This window comes from Actinosynnema sp. NPDC023794 (assembly GCF_040639675.1).
Classification (GTDB): Bacteria; Actinomycetota; Actinomycetes; order Mycobacteriales; family Pseudonocardiaceae; genus Actinosynnema; species Actinosynnema luteola.
Genome location: NZ_JBFAFR010000016.1, coordinates 15,218 through 35,643 on the forward strand (window position 1 = coordinate 15,218; position 20,426 = coordinate 35,643).

General features: G+C 72.6%; 16 protein-coding genes and 1 pseudogene. 6 read left to right on the forward strand and 11 right to left on the reverse strand.

Features of this window, described 5'->3' with window-relative positions; translation table 11 throughout:
• Position 1 precedes the first annotated feature (1 nt).
• From AB0H12_RS27925 to AB0H12_RS27935, 3 genes and pseudogenes are all read left to right on the forward strand, one after another.
• A pseudogene (locus AB0H12_RS27925) lies at positions 2-343 on the forward strand (transposase); the annotation flags it as partial.
• Positions 344-446: 103 nt separating this feature from the next.
• On the forward strand, positions 447-698 hold the full coding sequence (locus AB0H12_RS27930; RefSeq protein ID WP_230569255.1) for a hypothetical protein: 252 nt from the start codon (positions 447-449) through the stop codon (positions 696-698).
• Between the two features lie 24 nt (positions 699-722).
• Positions 723-1,418: an alpha/beta fold hydrolase gene (locus AB0H12_RS27935; RefSeq protein WP_499626720.1), complete on the forward strand. Its 696-nt coding sequence runs from the start codon at positions 723-725 to the stop codon at positions 1,416-1,418.
• On the opposite strand, the gene AB0H12_RS27940 is transcribed toward AB0H12_RS27935, so the two are convergent.
• On the reverse strand, positions 1,415-1,810 hold the full coding sequence (locus AB0H12_RS27940) for a winged helix-turn-helix transcriptional regulator (RefSeq protein ID WP_499626722.1): 396 nt from the start codon (positions 1,808-1,810) through the stop codon (positions 1,415-1,417). The two genes, AB0H12_RS27935 and AB0H12_RS27940, sit on opposite strands and share 4 nt — an antisense overlap.
• Positions 1,811-1,897: 87 nt before the next feature.
• Here AB0H12_RS27940 and AB0H12_RS27945 point away from each other — a divergent pair, with 87 nt between their 5' ends.
• Positions 1,898-2,740, forward strand: a complete 843-nt coding sequence (locus tag AB0H12_RS27945; RefSeq protein ID WP_499626724.1) for an SDR family oxidoreductase — start codon at positions 1,898-1,900, stop codon at positions 2,738-2,740.
• A gap of 6 nt (positions 2,741-2,746) precedes the next feature.
• Here AB0H12_RS27945 and AB0H12_RS27950 read toward each other — a convergent pair whose 3' ends face one another.
• The 8 genes from AB0H12_RS27950 to AB0H12_RS27985 all read right to left on the reverse strand — a co-directional run bounded on the left by AB0H12_RS27950 (position 2,747) and on the right by AB0H12_RS27985 (position 16,165).
• Entirely contained in the window at positions 2,747-5,626 is a 2,880-nt protein-coding gene (locus AB0H12_RS27950; protein ID WP_499626725.1) for a TIR domain-containing protein, read from the reverse strand.
• A 22-nt stretch (positions 5,627-5,648) separates the two neighbouring features.
• Positions 5,649-6,821, reverse strand: coding sequence for a GAF domain-containing sensor histidine kinase (locus AB0H12_RS27955; protein ID WP_197289827.1), 1,173 nt, complete (start codon positions 6,819-6,821; stop codon positions 5,649-5,651).
• A complete protein-coding gene (locus AB0H12_RS27960; protein WP_499626728.1) occupies positions 6,818-8,539 on the reverse strand; it encodes a sodium/solute symporter in 1,722 nt (573 codons plus the stop codon). Before AB0H12_RS27960 ends, AB0H12_RS27955 begins: the two co-directional genes overlap by 4 nt.
• Before the next feature lie 361 nt (positions 8,540-8,900).
• Complete coding sequence (locus tag AB0H12_RS27965; RefSeq protein ID WP_499626730.1) at positions 8,901-9,287, reverse strand: DUF485 domain-containing protein; 387 nt, start codon at positions 9,285-9,287, stop codon at positions 8,901-8,903.
• Entirely contained in the window at positions 9,284-10,123 is an 840-nt protein-coding gene (locus tag AB0H12_RS27970) for a LytR/AlgR family response regulator transcription factor (protein WP_499626732.1), read from the reverse strand. Before AB0H12_RS27970 ends, AB0H12_RS27965 begins: the two co-directional genes overlap by 4 nt.
• Positions 10,124-10,159: 36 nt before the next feature.
• Positions 10,160-10,468, reverse strand: a complete 309-nt coding sequence (locus tag AB0H12_RS27975; RefSeq protein ID WP_053721693.1) for a hypothetical protein — start codon at positions 10,466-10,468, stop codon at positions 10,160-10,162.
• Positions 10,469-10,653: 185 nt separating this feature from the next.
• Complete coding sequence (locus AB0H12_RS27980; RefSeq protein WP_499626734.1) at positions 10,654-13,602, reverse strand: AfsR/SARP family transcriptional regulator; 2,949 nt, start codon at positions 13,600-13,602, stop codon at positions 10,654-10,656.
• 79 nt (positions 13,603-13,681) lie between these two features.
• Positions 13,682-16,165, reverse strand: a complete 2,484-nt coding sequence (locus AB0H12_RS27985; protein WP_499626735.1) for a DEAD/DEAH box helicase — start codon at positions 16,163-16,165, stop codon at positions 13,682-13,684.
• 370 nt (positions 16,166-16,535) lie between these two features.
• On the opposite strand from AB0H12_RS27985, the gene AB0H12_RS27990 reads away from it, so the two are divergent.
• The gene (locus AB0H12_RS27990) at positions 16,536-17,720 is read left to right on the forward strand and encodes an acyl-CoA dehydrogenase family protein (RefSeq protein ID WP_499626737.1); all 1,185 of its coding nucleotides are present in this window, start codon (positions 16,536-16,538) and stop codon (positions 17,718-17,720) included.
• Positions 17,721-17,746: 26 nt separating this feature from the next.
• Positions 17,747-18,535: an SDR family NAD(P)-dependent oxidoreductase gene (locus AB0H12_RS27995; protein WP_499626739.1), complete on the forward strand. Its 789-nt coding sequence runs from the start codon at positions 17,747-17,749 to the stop codon at positions 18,533-18,535.
• Here AB0H12_RS27995 and AB0H12_RS28000 read toward each other — a convergent pair.
• Both AB0H12_RS28000 and AB0H12_RS28005 read right to left on the reverse strand, forming a co-directional pair.
• Positions 18,520-19,161 carry a DUF2306 domain-containing protein gene (locus AB0H12_RS28000; protein ID WP_499626740.1) on the reverse strand — a complete coding sequence of 214 codons (642 nt, stop codon included), beginning with the start codon at positions 19,159-19,161 and terminating at the stop codon, positions 18,520-18,522. The two genes, AB0H12_RS27995 and AB0H12_RS28000, sit on opposite strands and share 16 nt — an antisense overlap.
• Before the next feature lie 67 nt (positions 19,162-19,228).
• A complete protein-coding gene (locus AB0H12_RS28005; protein ID WP_499626952.1) occupies positions 19,229-20,386 on the reverse strand; it encodes an epoxide hydrolase family protein in 1,158 nt (385 codons plus the stop codon).
• Between the last annotated feature and the right edge of the window lie 40 nt (positions 20,387-20,426).

Below are 20,426 nucleotides of genomic sequence, written 5' to 3' on the forward strand. Positions count from 1 at the left end.
CGTGATCGAGCAGCTGGCCGTGCGCCTGGTGCCGCCGTCGCTGTGGGCCGTGGTGGAGCCGCTCCTGCCGCCCGCGAAGGTGCGCCGCCAGGGCGGCGGCCGGGGTCGGGTGTCGGACCGCGCCATCTTCACCGCGATCGTGTTCGTCCTGACCAGCGGTTGCGCCTGGCGGCACCTGCCGCCGACGTTCGGCGTGACCGTGCCGACCGTGCACCGCCGGTTCCAGGAGTGGAGCGAGGCCGGGTTGTGGCTGCGGCTGCGCCGGGCGGCGGTGGAGGGTGCGGCGGGCGACGCCGAGTGGCTGCGCCTGGTGCTGGAAGCGGCGGAACGACGCGGCGCGCGCGCAGCGGGCTGAACGGTAACGGGGAACGACGGTGGCAACGCGGGCGTCCCAACTGTGAACCGGGACGTCCGCCACGCCGTTCGTCCCAATGGAGGTGTTCGTCATGAAGGAGCTGTCCAGACGCGAGATCGCGCTGCTGAGGGCGACGGTCGCGAACCGGGTCGACCTGACCCGCAGCGCCGAGCCCGACGTGCGGGTGGACGGTCTGCCGTTCTGCGATCCGACCGCGGCGCGCGCCCTGGTGCACGCCGGTCTGATCGCACCGGCGAGCCCGGTCGCGCCGGGTGACCGCGCGCCCGCCCGTCTCACCGCCGCCGGCGCCGCGGCCCTGGGACTGGCGGTCCTCGCGGCCTGACCGGTCCGCCGGTTGACCGGGGGCATGACTCCCGTCCACGTGACCGTCGTCGAAGGCCCCGCGGACGTGCCACCGGCCGTGTTCCTGCACGGGGTGCTCAGCTGGGGCTCGGACGACGACTACGGCTTCGGTCACCAGCGCCCGCTCACCGAACGCCGACGGCTGCTCCTGGTGGACCGCCGCGGCTTCGGCGCGAGCCCCGACCTCGACGGACCGCACCGCTCCGACCACGAAGTGGACGCGGAGGACACCGTCGCGCTGCTGGACGGTGGCGCCCACCTGGTGGGCCACTCGTACGGCGCGGTCGCCGCGATGCTCGCCGCCGCGGCCAGGCCCGACCTGGTGCGCTCGTTGTGCCTGATCCAGCCGGGTGCGCTGCGTCCCGCGGAGGACGGCCTGCCCGCGCCCGAGCCGACGCCGGCCCGGCTGCGCGCCGCCCGCACGACCATGGCCGAACGCCCGTGCTGGGACGCCGACGTGCCGCTGGAGCCGTTGGCGGAGGCGCCGTGGCCCGCGCTCGTGATCCGGGGCGACTGGTCGGGCGCGCCGGAGGAGTACCGCAGGCTCGCGGGCGTCCCGCTGCAGGCTGCCGCCGAGGTGATCGCCGACCGGATCGGCTCGCCGCTGCTCACCGCGCCCGGCTACTACCCGCACGTCCAGCAGTCGGCCGCGGTCAACGCCGCGCTCGCCGTGCTGTGGGACCGGGCCGACAACGCCTAGCCGGCCTCGTCGTACCGCCGCCGCGCGTCCAGCACGTCCGGGACCCGGTCGCCGACCCACTCCAGCACCGCGCCCAGCCGGACGGCGAACTGCCGGCCCAGCGGGGTGAGCGCGTAGGTCACCCGCGGCGGGGTCGTCGGTTCCACCTCGCGGGTCACCAGGCCGTCGCGGACGAGTTCGCGCAGGTTCTGCGAGAGCACCTTCTCGCTGATGCCGGCGGCCCGGTCGCGCAGCCGGTGGAAGCGCTGCGGGCCGGGGCGCAGCGCGGTCATCAGGATGATCCCCCACCGGCTGGTGGCGTGGCGGAACAGCACGTGCCCCGGGCAGTCGGGGTGAAACCCGTCACCCGGTTCCTCGCCCGCGCCCTGCCCTTCCTGGACTCCTACCGCCACACCCGGAGCTTACCCACGGGTTCGTCCTTACCTGATCGATCACCGCGCGCCTACGGTCGCGGTCGACGAGAGGGAGGGATCGCGGTGGTGCGGAACAAGGTTCTGGTGACCGGGGCGACGGGGAACGTCGGCGCGCACGTGGTCCGCGGACTGCCGGCGGAGGGTGTCGTGCCGAGGGCGCTGAGCCGGCGGTCGGACGCGGGGTTGCCGGCCGGGGTCGAGGTCGTGCGCGGTCACCACTTCGACCCGGCGACGCTGGAGGCGGCGTTGGTCGGCGTCGACCGGGTGTTCCTGGTCTGGCCCGCGTTCACGGCCGGCGCCGCCGACGCGGTGGCGGAGCTGATCGGCGCGCGCCGGGTGGTCCTGCTGTCCTCCGGCGCGGTGGTCGACGGCGTGGACGAGCAGCCTCACCCGATCGGGCGGTTCCACGCCGAGGTCGAACGGGCTCTCGCGCGGGCCGGGGCGGAGTGGACGTTCCTGCGCCCGCACGGCTTCGCCGTCAACACCCGCGCCTGGGCGCCGGAGATCCGCGCCGGTGACGTGGTGCGCGGCGCGTACGGGCAGGCGGCGTCGACGTTGATCCACGAGGCCGACATCGCGGCGGTGGCGGTGCGGGCGTTGACCGCGACCGGGCACGCCGGGGCACGCTACGAGCTCACCGGGCCGGAGGTGCTGACCAAGGTCGAGCAGGTGCGCGTCATCGGCGAGGCCCTCGGCCGGCCGCTGCGGTGGGAGGAGCTGTCCCGCGAGGAGGAGCGGGAGCGGTCGCTGTCGTGGCTGCCGGAGTCCGTGGTGGACGCGGTGCTCGACGGCCAGGCCGAGCTGGTCCACCGGCCGTCCGCGCCGACGACCGCGGTCGAGGAGGTGACCGGGACGCCCGCGCGCCCGTTCCGCGAGTGGGTGGCCGACCACGTGGACGAGTTCCGCTGAGCGCGCTCAGCCGGACAGCTTCGCCAGCCTGGCTGCCAGGTCGGCCAGCACGCGCTCGCTGTCGTGCGGCGGCAGCTCGCTCAGCGTGGACTTCGCGGGCACGCCCTGGAACCGGCTCAGCGCCGGCGTCTCGTGGAACAGGCTCGGGCCGACCAGGACCGGGATGATCCGGCAGCCACCCTCCGCGGCGGCGGCCAGCAGGCGCGGCAACTCCTCGGAGTTGATGTAGTCCGAGGCCAGCGAGTCCGCGCTGACCAGCACCAACGCCGCCTTGGCGCGGGCCAGTGCGGAGGTGATCTCCCGGTGCCACTGGTCGCCGAGCCCGATCCGGCGGTCCGACCAGACGTCCAGCGGGAGCGGCTTGAGGTGCACCTGGAGCCGCGTCAACCAGTAAGCGTCCTGGTGGCTGTAGCAGACGAACACCTGGTCACGCGGCGCCGGCAACCGCTTGCCGGCCAGTTCGACCAGCTCGTCGCGGCGCAGCTGGCCGAGGTAGAACCGGAACTGCGGGTCGTCCGCGACCAACCGGCGCCCGCGCGGGTCGTGGAACAGGTGATCACCGCGCAGGCCCTCGAACAGCTCCGTGCGCTGCCCGTCCAACCGGAGGATCCCGTCCGGTGTGCGGGCCAGCTCCAGCAGCAGGTCCACGCACACGGCCTCGTCCGGCCGGTCGCGCGTGACGAAGTCGAGCACGACGTCGTGGTACTTGAGCTTCAGCCGTTCGGTGACCTTCGCGCGGGCGTGGGCGAGGTCGGTGCGCACCGCCTTGCGGCCGGGCTCGGTCTGCTCGACCCCCGCCGTGACCGCGATCTGCCAGCACAGCATCTGCGCGGTGAGCAGGCTGCCGGCCGAGGCGCGGGAGATCTCGGCCTTGCGGTCGAACGCGATGTTCAGCGCGTTCTCGCCCTGCTCGATCATCTTGACGATCAGGCCCTCGACGGCCGCGCCGAGCCGGAAGACCCGGATGCGGGTGGCGACGTCCGTGCCGACGGAGACCAGGTGGCGTGCCGTGCCGGGGATGCCGAGGAGCACCAGCCGGCGGCCGGAGGAACCGTTGTCCGCCAACAACTTCAGGTAGTCGGCCAGCTTGTTCTGCAGGTCGCCGGGCAAGCGCTGGAAGTCGTCCACCGCGACCAGGCCGGTGTGCTCCTCGGGCAACGCGGTGATGGCGGGCAGGTCGGCGGGGTTGCGGGCGCTCAACACCGCGACCTCGCCCAGCCGGTCCCGGTCACGGGCGACCGCGTTGCGCAACATCGTCGTCTTGCCGATGCCGGACGGCCCTTCGAGCACGATGCCGAGGCCCGGCTGGCGCAGCGACATCCGGAACTCGACGAAGTCGTCCGGCTCCACGAAGGTCACCGTCGGCACACCGGCCACGGTGAACACGTCACCGAGGCTGCGGGGTTCCGCCACGGTCTTCGCGTCCACCGGCATCGGCGGCTCGCCGCGGAGCTGCCGTGCGGCGAACCGCACGCCGTCGACCACGCTCAGCAGCGCCTCGTCCAGGCTGGACCAGTCGGCCACCGGCCGACCACCCGTGGGCAACGGGGCCAGCGACCCGAACGGCTGCTCCTCCCACGACGTGGGCCGGGCCACCACGGGCAGCACCACGGCGGCCTTCCGCCGGTGCCGCTCCATGACCACGCCGAGCTCGCGGCTGGCCCCGTAGCCGGTGGCCAGCAGGTAGCGGCTCACGATCAGCAGCACCAGGTCCGCGTCCCGGACCACCGGGACGACCACGGTGTCGAAGTCGAAGCTCTCGTCGACGAACCTCAGCGCCACCTGCGACAGCGCCCCCTCCGGCAGCAGCCCCGCCAGCGACTCGGTCAGCGCCTTGGCGAACACGTGGTCCGGCTTGGTGACCACCACGACGAGCCTCGGCGCGCGCGGCTCGTCGCGGACCACCGGCACGGTCGTCGGGCCGGGATCTCCGGGATACCCGGGTCCCTCCGCACCGCCGCCCGCGATGCCGAGCGCGGCGAGCAGCGAGTCGCGTGCCGCCTCCGCGCTGAGACCCACCAGGTCGCACGTGCGCTGGAACAGCTTCGTCGCGGTCCTCATCGCGACCTGGACCGCGACGACCTCGCCCGGCAGCTTCCGCGCGGCGGAGATCTCCTGCGCGGACAGGTTCTGCGACACGACGATCACCGTGCGGTCGACGCGGTCGAGCTCCGGCGTGGAGCCGAGGCGTGACGGCCGCAGGGCTCGGGCGTCCAGCACGGCGGAGTACCCGGCCTGCCGGAGCTGGAAGGCGATCCACTCGGCCCACTCCGCGTCGGCCGAGGCGTACACCACCGCGAAGTCCGCGCGGTCGGCCTCCACCACGCGGGTCTCACCCGTCCGGATCCAGGCGACCGCGCTGGTGTCCTTCACCTCGACCCGGACCCTTCGGAACGCGGCCGCCTCGTCGGTGTGCCCGACGATGCTGCCGAAGAAGTCGCCCGAGGCGATGACGTTCACCCGGTGAGGCGAAGCCTTGGCGGCGGCCCGCAGCGCCGCCGAGTCCAGGAGCCGGAACGCGAAGGGCACGGCGGCGCCGGCCTCGCCCCGGCCGTCGAACAGCACCTCGCCCGCGTGCAGCACGACGTCGAGCCCCAGCCGGGCGCCGTCCGCCGCACCGGTGTTGCGCAGCTCGAGCAGCCGCGCCAGGGCGACGAGCCACTTCTCCACGACGAGGACCTTCGGCACCTGCGCGGGGATCAGGACCAGCTGACCGCTGCCGTAGTCCAGCACCTCCGCGTCGTCCCGGCCCAAGCCGGCTTCCCGCAGCGAGTCCCCGACCACGGCGCGGAGTTGCCGCAGTTCGCGGACGGTGCGCCGCCCTGTGGTCGTGAGGTCGACGGCGGCGATGGTGCGGTGCTGCGGGTAGTCCGTCGGTCGCGTCATCCGCCCCACCTCGTCCGCGCTGCTAGGCGTGCACGCCGGCCTGGTACTTCGGCACCCGCACGCTGATCTTCGTGCCGAGCCCCTGCGCCGTTTCCACGACCAGACCGTAGTCGTCGCCGTAACAGCGCCGGAGCCGCTCGTCGATGTTCCCCAGCCCTATCCCGGCCGTCTCGCCGACCTGGCCCGCCAACGTGCGGCGCAGCGCGTCGGGGTCCATGCCGATGCCGTCGTCCTCGATGGTGATGTGCGCTTCCGCACCCGCGTCCGCCGCCAGGATCGAGATGTGCCCCGGCCCGACCTTGCCCTCCATCCCGTGCCGCACCGCGTTCTCCACCAGCGGTTGCAGGCAGAGGAACGGCACGGTCACCGGCAGGACCTCCGGCGCGATCTGCAACGTCACCTTGAGCCGCTCGCCGAACCGGGCCCGTTCCAGGGCCAGGTACTGGTCGATCGACTTCAGCTCCTCCGACAGCGTGGTGAAGTCGCCCGCCCGGCGGAACGAGTACCGGGTGAAGTCGGCGAAGTCCAGCAACAGCGTGCGAGCGCGCTCGGGGTCCGTGCGCACGTACGACGCGATGGCGGACAACGAGTTGTAGATGAAGTGCGGCGAGATCTGCGCCCGCAGCGCCCGCACCTCCGCCTCGACCAGCCGGGTCCGCGACCGGTCCAGTTCGGCCAGTTCCAGCTGGCCCGACGCCCACCTGGCCACCTCGTTGGTCGCCCGCACCAGCCCGGCCGACGCCTCCCGGCTGTACGCCGCCAGCACGCCGACCACCCGTCCCTCCACGGTGAGCGGCGCGAGCACGGCCGTGTGCACGGGGCAGTCGGGCGCGGAGCACGTGATGTCGAACGCCCGGGTGCGGCCGGTGTCGAACACGTCGGCGGCCAGGCCCATCGCCTCGGCCGCGTGGTGCTCGCCGTCGCCCTCCCACGCCACGACCTCGGTCTCGTCGGTCAACGCGAGCGCGGGCGTGCCGAGCAGCGTCCGCAGGTGCTTGGCCGACTTCTTCGCCGCCTCGGGCACCAGCCCGGCGCGCAGCGGGGGAGCGGCCGACCACGCGGTGTGCAGCGTCTCGAACGTGATCCGCTGCTCGTGGGTCAGGAAGTCGTTGCGGGTCCGGGACGTCCACCACAGCGTGATCACCACGGCCACGCCGACGAGCAGGATCGCGCCCGCCGTCCACAACGCGGTCACAACCGGTCCTGACTGCGCAGACCCAGGTTCTCCGGCGCGTGCAAGCGCACCATGACGTGGTTCACCCCCGGAGGCGCCTTGCGCGGCGTCAGCAACGACACCACGTACATCACGACGAAGCCCAACGGCACGGTCCACGCGGCGGGCCGGGCCAGGAACACGTGGTACCACGCGCCGCCGCCGCGCGTGCTGATCGTGACCAGGCCGGCCACCAGCGCGGGCAGGCCGCCCGCCACCATCCCGGCGACCGCGCCGACCGTGCTGATGCGCGTGCTCCAGATGCCCAGCACGAGCAGCGGGCACAGCGACGACGCCGCCACCGCGAACGCCAGGCCCACCATGTCCGCCACCGGCACCTTGCCCACCAGCCACGTCATGCCCAACGGCACCAGCACGGCCAGCACCGTCGACACGCGGAACCCGCGCACGCCGCGCAGCCGCAGCACGTCCCGGCTCAGCACGCCCGCCAGCGACACCATCAGGCCGGACGACGTGGACAGGAACGCGGCGAACGCCCCACCGGCCACCAGCGCGCCCAGCAGCTGCCCGCCGAGCCCGTCGATCATCCGGCTCGGCAGCACCAGCACCACCGCGTCCGTGTCGCCGGTCATCAGCAGCTCGGGCGTGTAGAGCCGGCCGAGCGCGCCGTAGATCGGCGGCATCAGGTAGAACACCCCCAGCAGGCCGAGCACGATCAACGTGGTGCGCCGCGCCGCCCGGCCGTTCGGGTTGGTGTAGAAGCGCACGATCACGTGCGGCAGGCCCATCGTGCCCAGGAACGTGGCGATGATCAGCGAGTACACCGCGTACAGCGGGAACCGCTCGCCGCCGCGCATCGGCAGCGCCCACACGTCGTTGGTGTTCGACGGGATCGACCGCACGTGCGGCACCGCCGCGCCCTCGGGGAACGTGAGCCGCGTGCCGGCGGACACCGAGTGCCGACCCACGTCCAGCCGGCCGCCGCCGTCGACCCGCTCGCCGTCCACCCGGCCGGAGCCGTTGTAGGGCGTGGCGCGGGACGCGTCGAACGTCGTGTCGGAGTCGAACGTGACCGTGGTCTGCTTCGGGAACTCGGGGAACTGCGGCCCGGACAGGTCACGCGCGCCGTGCGCGTGCCAGGCCATCACCAGGAACACCACCGGCACCGCGATCGCGGTCAGCTTGAGCCAGTACTGGAACGCCTGCACGAACGTGATGCTGCGCATCCCGCCGGAGATCACGTTCGCGGTGACCACCACCGCGACCACCAGCGCGCCCACCCAGTCCGGCGCGCCCGTCACCGTGTGCAGGGTCAGCCCGGCGCCCTGCAGCTGCGGCAGCAGGTACAGCCACCCGATGCCCAGCGCGAACACGCTCGCCACCGCGCGCACGGCCGGCGAGGCGAACCGCGCCTCGGCGAAGTCCGGCAGCGTGTACGCGCCGCTGCGGCGCAGGGGAGCGGCGACCAGCGCGAGCAGCACCAGGTAGCCCGCCGTGTAGCCGACCGGGAACCACAGCATGTCCGGCCCGTGCGCGAAGATCAGCCCGGCGATGCCGACGAACGACGCCGCGGACAGGTACTCGCCGCCGATGGCGGAGGCGTTCCACCACGGCGAGACGGTGCGCGAGGCGACGAAGAAGTCCGACGTCGTGCGCGAGATCCGCAGCCCGTACGTGCCGACCAGCATCGTGCCGACCGCGACCACCAGCACCGCGACGATGCCGTACCCGCTGCTCACCGCACCCTCCGGAGAAAGCCGTGGCACTTGGCCGGCGTAGCTCCCCGGGGTTCGAGTCCCGCGCCGGCCGCCGATCCGCCCACGGCACCCGCTCCGCGTTCCGGATGCGAGGGGGCAAGCTGCGGCCGGCCACAACCGCCGCGCCACCGGCGTTCGCGTGGTCCTTCGACCACGTCCTCGCGGCTGGTCGAGCCGTAGCCCGGGGCAACCAGGGCGATGCCTGTGGAGCCGAAGTCAGACGGCAAGGGTCCTCCCTTCCGCGATCGGCTGTGAATCAGGAGCCGGCACCGCGCGGCACGGCGCGTAAGCGCTACGCGCCACCGAGCGCGTCGGGCTCCCACCTGCCAGGCCTGGGAGGAAGTCAAGAACGTTCCACCAACTCCGCGAACTCCCGCTCGCTGCGCTCGGCCTGGCGCACGTAGAACCAGCCCGCGAGCACGAACACGGGGAACACCAGGATGCCCAGCAGCAGCCACGGCAGCGGCAGGCCGAGCAGCCGTTGCGCGCCGACCTGGGGAGCGAACGTGAACACCAGGGGCAGGGCCGCCACGCTCCCGCACACGACCGCGCACAGCAGCAGCCCGAGCCGCCGCTGGGTGCGGATCAGCGACCGCATGTAGACCGCGCCCAGCTCGCTCTGCTCGTCGATCTCCCGTGACGCGGGGTACGGGCGCGGGGCGCGCGGCGCGCGGGTGCGCGGGCTCGTCACCACGACCCGCTGGGTGTGCGGTCGCTGCGGCGAGGTCACGACGGCTGCCGGTTGCGGCGCACCAGCAGCTGCCGGAGGTGCCGGGCGTGCCGCCTGCTGACCGGCAGCACCGCGCCCCCGATGTTGACGCTCAGGTGGCCGTCCTCCAGCCGCAGCTCGTCGATGTGGCCGAGCGACACGAGGTGGCTGCGGTGGATGCGCACGAACCCCGCGGACCGCCACCGCTCTTCCAGGCCGTTGAGCGCGGCGCGGACCAATCCGCTCCCGGTCGCGGTGTGCAGGCGGGCGTAATCGCCGTGCGCCTCGACGTACCGGATGTCGGCCAGTCGGATGAACCTGGTGATGCCGCCGAGTTCGACCGGAATGACTTCGTCGCCCACGTCGGGCGTTTTCTCGGCCGGCGTGGCGGCGGCCGGTTCCGGCGTCTTCGAATCGAGCACCTCGTGCACGATCCGGTGCACGGACTCGGCCAGCCGTTCCGCCCGAACGGGCTTGAGCAGGTAATCGAGCGCTTTCAGCTCGAATGCCTCGACGGCCGGTTCCTGGTGCGCGGTGACGAAGACAATGCGCGGCGGCTGGGCGAACCGGGACAGCACGCGAGCCAGGTCGAGCCCGTCGAGGCCGGGCATGCGGATGTCGAGGAAGACGGCGTCGACCGGCTGACCGGCGTCCATGGCGCGGTGCAGCGTGCGCAGCGCCTTGGTCGCGTCCGTGACGCCCTCGACGTGGGCGACGCGCGGGTCGGAGCGCAGCAGGTAGACGAGGTCCTCCAGCGCGGGGGCCTCGTCGTCCACGGCGAGCACCCTCAGTGTTCGCTCAAGCGCCCCACGGCGCTCCGGGCCCTCGCAGAGAGGGCAGGGAAGTCCTGAGGTCATGGAGTTCCAATGCGGTGTGGTCGGCAGCGTCGGCGATTAGACCACCGGACGCCTATCCTCACCCTTCGGGGTGGCCAAGGGCAATGACCGCCGCGCTGCCTGAGCGTCACCCAGAGTCATCTCCAGTTCGAGGAACGCCTCCTCGGCCCGGCGCGCGGCCAGCGACACCGACGCCGCCGCCGCGCTGCCGACCAGCCGCCGCGTCGGCTCGTGCAACCCGCGCACCACGTCGGACCACTCGTTCGCCAGCCGCGCCAACTCCGTCAGGGCGCAGACCAATTCGGCGGAAGTGCGCGGCGCCGGGTCCACGATCCGCGCCAGTCCGACGTGCGGATCGGAATCCATGACATCCCCCACGAGTGCGCCGCCGAAGTATCGACACCCGATGCTCTCGTTTCAGCGACCACGCGGTCAACGACCCGGAGGAGTGGTCTCAATTGGCGCAAATCCGCGTGTCGAACCAGGACTCTCGCGAGAGTCCCACGTTCAGCGCGCGTGTGTCCTGCGTTCGGGCACCCCGAGCTCAACGCTCAGGTCAGGTCGGACAGGGCGGCGGAGGCCCGGGACTCGAACTCGCCGAAGCCGCTGCGGGAGGCGAGGTCACGACCCACGCGGGCGTGGCGGAGGGCCTCCGCGCGGCGGCCGTCGGCGGCCAGGGCGTGGACCAGGTTGACGTGCGAGCGGGCGACGCCGTAGCGGTACTCCGACGACGTGGCCAGTTCCAGCGCACGCAGGTGGGCCGCCACCGCACGGGCCGGTTTGCCCAGGTGGCGCAGGACCAGGCCGAGGGCGTTGTGCACCTCCGACTCGATCCGCCGACTCCCGCCCAGCTCCTGCACCAGCGCCAACGCCCGCTGGGCCGTCCGCATCGCCTCCGCGTGCTCCCCGGCCAGGCACAACGCCGCCGCCAGGTGGGCCATCGACTCCGCCCGCGGGTGCCGCGCACCGCTCCGGTACCAAGCCTCCAACGCGTAGCGCTGCAGCTCCGCCGCCCGCGCGTAGTCCCCGGACGCCGTGCTGCACCGCCCGAGCAGCGCGGCGCACGCCGCCTCGATGTTCACCCCGTCGGCCGCACGCGCCAGCTCCAGCCCCGCGGACAGGAACGACTCGGCCGTCGCCAGGTCGCCGCGCATCAACCACACCGCGCCGAGCCCGGTCACCGCCGAGATCCGCACGTGCGGCAGCGCGCCCTCGACGTCGGCCAGCTCCGCCATCCGCTCGAACGAGGCGAGCGCGGCGGGCAGCTCGCCGAGCTCCAGGTGCACGATCCCGTCCAACCCCACGTGCAGCCACTCCGCCCGCGCGGTCGGCTGCACGGACCGCAGGTACCGCTGCGCGACCCGCAGGTTGCCCAGGTTGCGGTGCTCGGTCGCGAGCCACACCGTCATCATCGTCTCGGCGTCGCGGTCACCGGCGGCCCGCGCCGCGCCCAGCGCCGCGCCGACCGCGTTCAGGAACTCCACGTGGTGCCCGTGCGACCCGAGGTACCCGCTCACCGAGTTGATCAGCTGCCACGCCATCGGCAACGGCCCGTGCGCGGCGCAGTGCTCGGTCGCCGCCAGCACGCTGGCCCGTTCCGCGGCCAGCCACCCCCTGGCGTCGTCCGGGCTCATCCGGGGCGGCCCGGACATGCCCAGCTCCGGGTACAGCACGTCGCCGACCTCGTTCGCCGTGCGCAGGTACCAGTCGAACAGCCGCAGCCGCGCCGCCGCCATGTCCTCGCCGGACGCCTCGGCGCGGTCGGCCGCGTAGTCGTGCAGCAGGTCGTGCAGCGCGAACCGGTCGGGCCCGACCCGCTGCAGGAGGTGCGCCGACGCCAGGTCCTCCAGCAGTCCGCGCGCCACGTCCGCCGGCGCGTCCAGCAACGCCGCCGCGCCGAACACGCAGAAGTCCGGCCCCGGCAGCAACCCTGCCAGCCGGAACAGCCGCGCCGCCCCCGGCGTCAGCGCCGCGTACGACAGGTCGAACGCCCGCCGCACCGCCGCCGTGTCGTCGTTGTCCACCGCCAGCGCGGCCAGCCGGTCGCCACCGCGCAACTCCTCCACGTACGACGCCACGTCCACGTGCGGGGAGCCGACCAGGTTCCCCAGCGCGATCCGCAGCGCCAGCGGCAGGTAGCCGCACAGCCGGGCCAGCTCGCCCAGCGCGTCGAACTGCGTCACGGCCGCCTCCGCGCCCAGCGACCGGGCCAGCAGCTTCCACGCCTCGTCACCCCGCAGCACGTCCAGCCGCACGGTCGCGGCACGCAGCCGCAGCTCGTTGCGGCTGGTGATCAGCACCGAGCAGCCGGGGTCGCCGGGCAGCAGCGGTCGCACCTGGTCGACCGAGGCGGCGTTGTCCAGCGTGATCAGCACCCGCCGGCCGCGCAGCCGGGCCCGGTAGCCCGCGACCAGGTCCTCCTCGTCCACCGGGATGTGGTCGGCCCGCACGCCCATCGCCCGCAGGAACCGGGCCAGCACGGCGGACGTCGACAGCGGCGGCGACGTGGAGTGGCCGCGCAGGTTCACGTACAGCTGGCCGTCGGGGTACCGGTCGCGCACCGCGTGCCCCACCGAGATGGCGAACGCCGTCTTGCCGACGCCCGGCGGCCCGCACACGACCACGGTCGCCGTGCCGCGCGTCATCAGCCCGGTCACCCGGGCCAGCTCCGCGCCGCGGCCGACGAAGTTGCCCACGGGCGCGGGCAGCTGCGACACCGGCGCCCACGTGCTCGCGACCGGCTGGTGCAGCGCCGGGTCGCCGGTGAGGATCGCGTGGTGCACGGCGCGCAGCGAGTCGCTCGGGTCCACGCCCAGCTCGCGCGCCAACGCCGTGGACGCCTGCCGGTAGGCGTCCAGCGCGTCGGCCTGCCGGTCCACCCGGTACAGCGCCACCATCAGCTGCGACCAGAACCGCTCGCGCAACGGGTGCTGCGCGGTCAGCCGGCGCAGGTCCGCGACCACCTCGTCGGAGCGGCCCAGCCGCAGCTTCACGTCCACCAGCTCGGAGATCACCCGCAGCCGCTGCTCGGCGAGGTTCGGCACCTCGGTCTCGTGCAGCGACTCCGACGGCACGTCGGCCAGCGGCGGCCCGTGCCAGCACGCCAGCGCCCGCTCGTAGGCGTCGGCGGCGCCGGTGAAGTCCTCGGCGGCGGCCAGCTTCGCGCCCTGCTCGGCCGCCGCCTCGAACCGGTGCAGGTCCAGCGCGTCGGGCGGCACGTCGATGCGGTAGCCGGTCGGCGTGGTGCGGATCAGCGGCGGGTCGCCGAGCGCGCGCCGCAACCGCATCACGTACACCGGCAGCGTCTGCGCCGCGCGGTCCGGCGGCGTCTCGCCCCACACCCGCCGGATCAGGTCGCTCGCGGGCACCGAGCGGTTCGCGTCCAGCAGCAGGGTCGCCAGGACGATGCGGTGCTTGGCGGCGGTGACGGGGACGGAGCGGCCGTTCCGGCGTACCACGAGAGACCCCAGCACGCCGAACTCGTCCTGCGACAGGGTCAACCGCCTCCGTTCTCTCCCGACGTTGACATGCTCTTACCCCGGTCCGCACCGCAGTACCACCGGATGGACTCCACGCGGGCTAGAGCCTGCCGACTTCGGTGATCCGCAGGGCGGCCGTGCCGATCTCGTCGGACTCGGCCAGGTCGACCTCGGCGGTGAAGCCCCAGTCGTGGTCCTTCGCCGGGTCGTCCAGCACCTGCCGCACCCGCCACAGCCCCGGCTCCTCGGTGATCACCAGCAGCGCCGGACCGCGGGCGTCCGGGCCCATGCCGATCTCGTCGTGCTCCTCGAAGTACGGCTCGAGCGCGTCCTGCCAGTCCTCGGCGGTCCAGCCGGCGTCGCCGTCCAGCCGGCCCAGCTCGTAGTAGTTGCGCCGCGCCGCCAGCTCCACCCGCCGGAACAGCGCGTTGCGCACCAGCACCCGGAACGCCCGCACGTTGCCCGTCACGGCCGGCGGCGCATCGCTCAGGGACGTCTCGGCGGCTTCCTCGGCCGGGTTGCGCAGCTTCTCCCACTCGTCCAGCAGGCTGGAGTCGACCTGGCGGACCAGCTCGCCGAGCCACTCCTGCAGGTCGCTGAGCTCCTCGGTCTTGGCGTCCTCGGGCACGGTCTGGCGCAGCGCCTTGTACGCGTCGGCCAGGTACCGCAGCACCAGGCCCTCGGAGCGCGCCAACTGGTACTGGGAGACGTACTCGGCGAACGTCATCGCCCGCTCGAACATGTCCCGGACCACGGACTTCGGCGACAGGTGGTGGTCGGCGACCCACGGGTGCCCGCGCCGGTAGGTGGTGAACGCGGCCTCCAGCAGCTCGGCGAGCGGCTTCGGGTACGTCACCTCGTCCAGCAGCTCCATCCGCTGGTCGTACTCGATGCCCTCGGACTTCATCGCGCCGATGGCCTCGCCGCGCGCCTTGTGCTCCTGCGCGGACAGCACCTGGCGCGGGTCGTCCAGCGTGGACTCGATCACCGACAGCACGTCCAGCGCGTACGACGGCGACTCGCGGTCCAGCAGCTCGATCGCGGCCAGCGCGAACGGCGACAGCGGCTGGTTGAGCGCGAAGTTCACCTGCAGGTCCACCGTGAGCCGGATCTCGCCGCCCTGCCGCTCCACCACGCCCGCGGCCAGCAGGCCCCGGTACATCTGGATGGCGCGCAGGATGTGCCTGCGCTGCGCGGGCCGGTCCTCGTGGTTGTCCTCCAGCAGGTGCCGCATGGCGGCGAACGCGTCGCCCGGCCTGCCGATCACGTTGAGCAGCATCGCGTGGCTGACCTGGAAGCTCGACGTCAGCGGCTCGGGCTCGGCGTTCTTCAGCCGCTCGAAGGTCTGGTCGCTCCACGACACGAAGCCCTCGGGCGCCTTCTTGCGCACGACCTTGCGCCGCTTCTTCGGGTCGTCGCCCGCCTTGGCCAGCGCCTTCTCGTTCTCCACCACGTGGTCGGGCGCCTGGACGACGACCGTGCCGACGGTGTCGTAGCCCGCGCGGCCCGCCCGGCCCGCGATCTGGTGGAACTCGCGCGCCTTGAGGTGGCGGGTGCGCTGGCCGTCGTACTTCGACAGGGCGGTGAAGACCACCGTGCGGATGGGCACGTTGATGCCCACGCCGAGGGTGTCCGTGCCGCAGATGACCTTCAGCAGCCCGGCCTGGGCCAACTGCTCCACCAGCCGCCGGTACTTGGGCAGCATGCCCGCGTGGTGCACGCCGATGCCGTGCCGGACCAGGCGGGACAGCGTCTTGCCGAACCCGGAGGTGAACCGGAACCGGCCGATCATGGTCGCGATGGCGTCCTTCTCGGCGCGGGTGGCGACGTTCACGCTCATCAGGGACTGCGCGCGTTCCAGCGCCGAGGCCTGGGTGAAGTGCACCACGTAGACCGGCGACTCGCGGCCGTGCAGGAGCTCTTCGATCGTCTCGTGCAGCGGGGTGGTGACGTACTGGAAGTTCAGCGGCACGGGGCGTTCGGCGGAGCGGACCACGGTCGTCGCGCGGCCGGTGCGGCGGGTCAGGTCCTTCTCGAAGAACGTGACGTCGCCCAGGGTGGCCGACATGAGCAGGAACTGGGCCTGCGGCAGCTCGATCAGCGGCACCTGCCACGCCCAGCCCCGGTCGGGCTCGGAGTAGAAGTGGAACTCGTCCATGACGACCTGGCCGACGTCGGCGCCCGTGCCGTCGCGCAGGGCGATGTTCGCCAGGATCTCGGCGGTGCAGCAGATGATCGGCGCGGTCTCGTTGACGCTGGCGTCGCCGGTCACCATGCCGACGTTGTCCGCGCCGAACGTCTCGATCAGCGCGAAGAACTTCTCCGACACCAGGGCCTTGATGGGCGCGGTGTAGTACGTCCTCCGGCCCTCCGCCATCGCGGCGAAGTGCGCGCCGATGGCGACCAGCGACTTGCCCGAGCCGGTCGGCGTGCTGAGGATGACGTTCGAGCCGGAGACGATCTCGATCAACGCCTCCTGCTGCGCCGGGTACAAGGACAGCCCCCGCTCCTGCGCCCAGTCGGCGAAGGTGTCGAAGAGGACGTCGGGGTCGGGGGTGGCCGGCAGGCGGTCGGTGAGAGTCATCGCAGGCAGAGCATAGTGGCACCGCGGCCGAAGACCGCTGTCGCGATCATCCGGACCGTCGTCGGGCAGCCAGGCGATCCCGCCCGGCGGGCGGTGGATTCCCCGATTCGCCGGGTTTCGCCCTCCCGGTGACGGCGCCGAACGCGCCGGGTGACCGCGGCGACAACCCCCGTTCGCACCCGGTGTGAGAAGCGGTGGGGAAAACTCCGCAACCTGGAAGATGTGCACGGAGAGTCACCAGTCGTACGCTCCTCGCACGACAAAAGAGTGCCGGTAGGCGGCTGCCACCCTCGCATTCGGCGGCGGTATCGCCACACCCCGTGGCCGCGTGCCGGAAGGTGCCGTGCCACCAACTCTCCAGGGGTAATCAATGACGAAGCCGCAAGTGCTCCCGCGATCCGCGCTCGTGGACCGTGCCGCGGAGCTCGTGCCCCTCCTCCGCTCGCACGCGCTCTGGACAGAGGAGAACAGGCGCCTGCACGACGAGTCGATCGGGGCGTTGGCCGACGCGGGGATCCTGCGGATGCGGGTGCCCACCCGGTACGGCGGTCACGAGAGCGACGCGCGGACGGTGGTCGACGTGCTGACACAGGTCGGTCAGGGTGACGGCTCGACCGCGTGGAACGTGTCGGTCTGGTCGATGGCCGCGTGGCTCGCGTGCACGTTCCCCGACCACGTCCAGGACGAGGTGTTCGCCAACCCGGACTCGCTCGTGTGCGCCGTGCTGAGCCCGACCGCGCTCGCCGTGCCGACCGACGGCGGCCTGGTCGTGAACGGCCAGTGGCACTTCATGAGCGGCGCGCTGCACAGCGCGTGGCAGGTGGTGATCGCCATGGCGCCCACCCCGGACGGCGCGAGCCAGTGGCCGGTCATGGCGCTGGTGCCCATGTCCGACCTGATGATCGTCGACGACTGGCGCACGTCGGGGCTCCGGGGCACCGGCAGCGTGACGACCGTCGCGGAGAACGTCTTCGTCCCGGGCGACCGGGTCCTCCCGATGCCCGCGGTGCTCCAGGAGCAGTACGCCTCCGAGCTCAACGCCGCCTCGCCCGTCTACCGGTCGCCCCTGATGCCGACCGGCTGCACGACGTTCACCGGCACGGCGGTCGGGATGGCGAAGGCCGCGTTCGACGGGTTCCTCCAGCGGCTGCCCGACCGGAAGATCACCTACACCGACTACGGCAGCCAGGGCGCCGCGCCGATCACGCACTTCCAGGTCGCCGAGGCGTCGTTGCTGATCGACGAGGCCGAGTCGCACGCCTACCGGCTGGCGGACCTGGTGGACTCGAAGGCCGTCGACGGCGTCCAGTGGAGCGTGCGGGAACGGGCGTACGCCCGCGCTGTCCTCGGCCGGGTCTTCCAGCTCACCAAGCAGGCCGTGGACGTGCTCCAGACCGGCAGCGGCGGGTCGTCGGTCTACGAATCGGTCCCGATCCAGCGGATCGCGCGTGATCTGCAAACGCTCAACCTGCACGCGCTCATGCACCCGAACACGAATTTCGAGCTCTACGGACGCGTCCTGTGCGACGTGGAACCGAACACGATGTACATCTAGCGGGCTAGGCGGCAGGAGGAATCGGGATGGACACCCTGTTGACCGATCGCGTGGTCGTCATCACCGGAGCGGGTTCCGGCATCGGACTGGCGACCGCGCGCAAGTTCGCCGAGGAAGGCGCCCGCGTCGTCGGGGCCGACCTCGACCCCCGACCGCTGAAGGACATTCCCGGAACGGTCCTCCCCGTCACGGTCGACATGGGCGAGGAGTCCGCCGGGGACCGGGTGGTCGAAGCGGCCCTCGCCGAGTTCGGCGCGGTGGACGTCCTGGTCAACAACGTCGGCGTCTACCCGTACCGGGAAGACGGGTTCCTCTCGGTCGACGACGCCGAGTGGACCCGGGTGCTCAACCTGAACTTCCTGTCCGCGGTGCGGATGACGAGGGCCGTGCTGCCGCACATGATCGCGGCGGGACGGGGGGCGTTGGTGCACATCGCCAGCGAGGGCAGCCGCCAGCCGGTCCCGTTCTTCGTGGACTACTGCGTGAGCAAGGCGGCGGTCCTCAACCTCTCCAAGGCGCTGGCCAACGAGTTCGGCCCGCAGGGCGTGCGCAGCAACGTCGTCTCGCCCGGCGCGACCCGCACACCCGCGTGGGACACGCCGGGCGGACTGGCCGACAGCCTGGCCGCCGAGTTCGAGATGGAGAAGGAGGCGGCGCTGACGCACTTCGTCCGCGAGGTGCGCAAGCTGCCCACCGGCCGGCTGGGCACCCCGGAGGAGGTGGCCTCGGTGATCGTGTTCCTGGGTTCGGACCTGTCCGCCCAGGTGACCGGCGCCGAGTACACCATCAACGGCGGGAGCTACGCCGCCGCTTGACGGGGAGCCCGCGACGGGCGCCGCGGCTGCCGCCGGGGCGTCCGTCGCAACCACAGGGCCACCAGCGCGACGTTGATGATCCAGCCCAGCCAGAACGCCCCGATCTGGCCGATCAGCACCAGGTCCGAGAAGTCGAGGCCGGGCACCAGCAGGACCGGGTAGAACAACGCCCGCCCGGTGATCGGGGTCAGGGCGAACGCGAAGCTGTAGAGCATCCACCGGCGGTGGTCGGCGTAACGGCGCCGGCGGGCCATCAGGAATCCCGTGATCGTGGTGAGCAGGCCCAGACCCGCCCACGCCACCGCGCCCACCTTGCCGATGAGCGTGAGCGAGGTGACCGGCGTGATCGCCAGCGCCAGCACGGCGGAGGGCCCCATCCCGGCGAAGACGTAGAGCCGGCCGCTCGTGCGGTGGACCGCCGGGTGGCGCTGCCGCAGCCACGGCCACAGTTGCAGGCACACCGTCACGATCGCCACCGTGCCGAACGCGATGTGCAGTTCCAGCATCGGGTAGTGCGGCGGGAACGCCGCGTTCAGCTGCGACCTCGACTGGGCCGGGTCGAGGGTCAGGTACGGCGGCAGCGCGTAGACGAGGAAACCCAGGACGAGCACCGTGAGAGGGACCACCCAGGGACGACGCCACCACGATCGGGTGTCAGTGGCCATGGTCGGTCTCCGATCAGTCGGTGTTCCCTCACATCCGGAACGGGCGGAAGAAGTCCCGGACGTCCTCGACGAGCAGGTCCGGCTGCTCCAGCGCGGCGAAGTGGCTGCCGCGGTCGAACTCGGTCCAGTGGGTGATGGTCGGGTAGGCGCGCTCGGCGATGCTGCGCACCGGGGGCGTGACGTCGGCCCCGAACACGGCCACCCCCATCGGTTTCCCGACCGGGGGCGGCGGGGCGCCGGTGAACAGCGCGCCCATGTCGGCCGCCGCCTCGTAGTGCAGCTCGGCGGACGACCCGGCGGTCGCGGTCAACCAGTAGATCGTCACGTTGGTCAGCAGCACGTCGCGGTCGACCGCGTCCTCCGGCGAGTCCTTGGAGTCGGTCCACTCGAAGAACTTCTCGACGATCCAGGCGAGCTGTCCCACGGGCGAGTCGGTGAGGGCGTAGGCCACCGTCTGCGGGCGGGTGGACTGCAACCGCATGTAGCCGGACAGCTCGGCGTCGTAGCGGGCGAGCCTGCCCAGGCGGGCCTGGTCGGCCTCGGTCAGCGCGGCCATCTCCGCGGGGTCGCCGGACGGCACCGTGAGCAGCAGGTTGACGTGCACCGCGACGACGTGCTCCGGGTCGACCCGGGCCAGCTCGAGCGAGACGAACGAGCCCCAGTCGCCGCCCTGCGCGCCGTAGGAGTCGTAGCCGAGGCGGCTCATCAGCTCGGCCCACGCCCTGGCGATCCGGTTGACGCCCCACCCGGCCTCGTCGGTGGGACCGGAGAACCCGAAACCGGGCAGGCTGGGAATCACGAGGTGGAACGCGTCGGCCGGGTCGCCGCCGTGCGCGGCCGGGTCGGTGAGCGGCCCGATGACGTCGAGGAACTCGACGATCGACCCGGGCCAGCCGTGGGTGAGCAGCAGCGGCGTGGCGTGCGGTTCCGGCGACCGGACGTGCAGGAAGTGGATGCGCGCGCCGTCGATCTCGGTGACGAAGTTCGGGAGCTGGTTCAGCCGCTCCTCGGCGGCCCGCCAGTCGTAGTCGGTCCGCCAGTACTCCGCCAGCTCCTGGAGGTAGCCGAGCGGGACGCCGCGCGTCCAGCCGACGTCGGGTAACTCCCGCGGCCAGCGGACGTTCGACAGCCGGCGGCGCAGGTCGTCCAGATCGGCTTCGGGGACCTGCACGCGGAACGGCTCCATCATCGACGCCCTTCAGACCGTCTCTCACCCGATCGTGGCA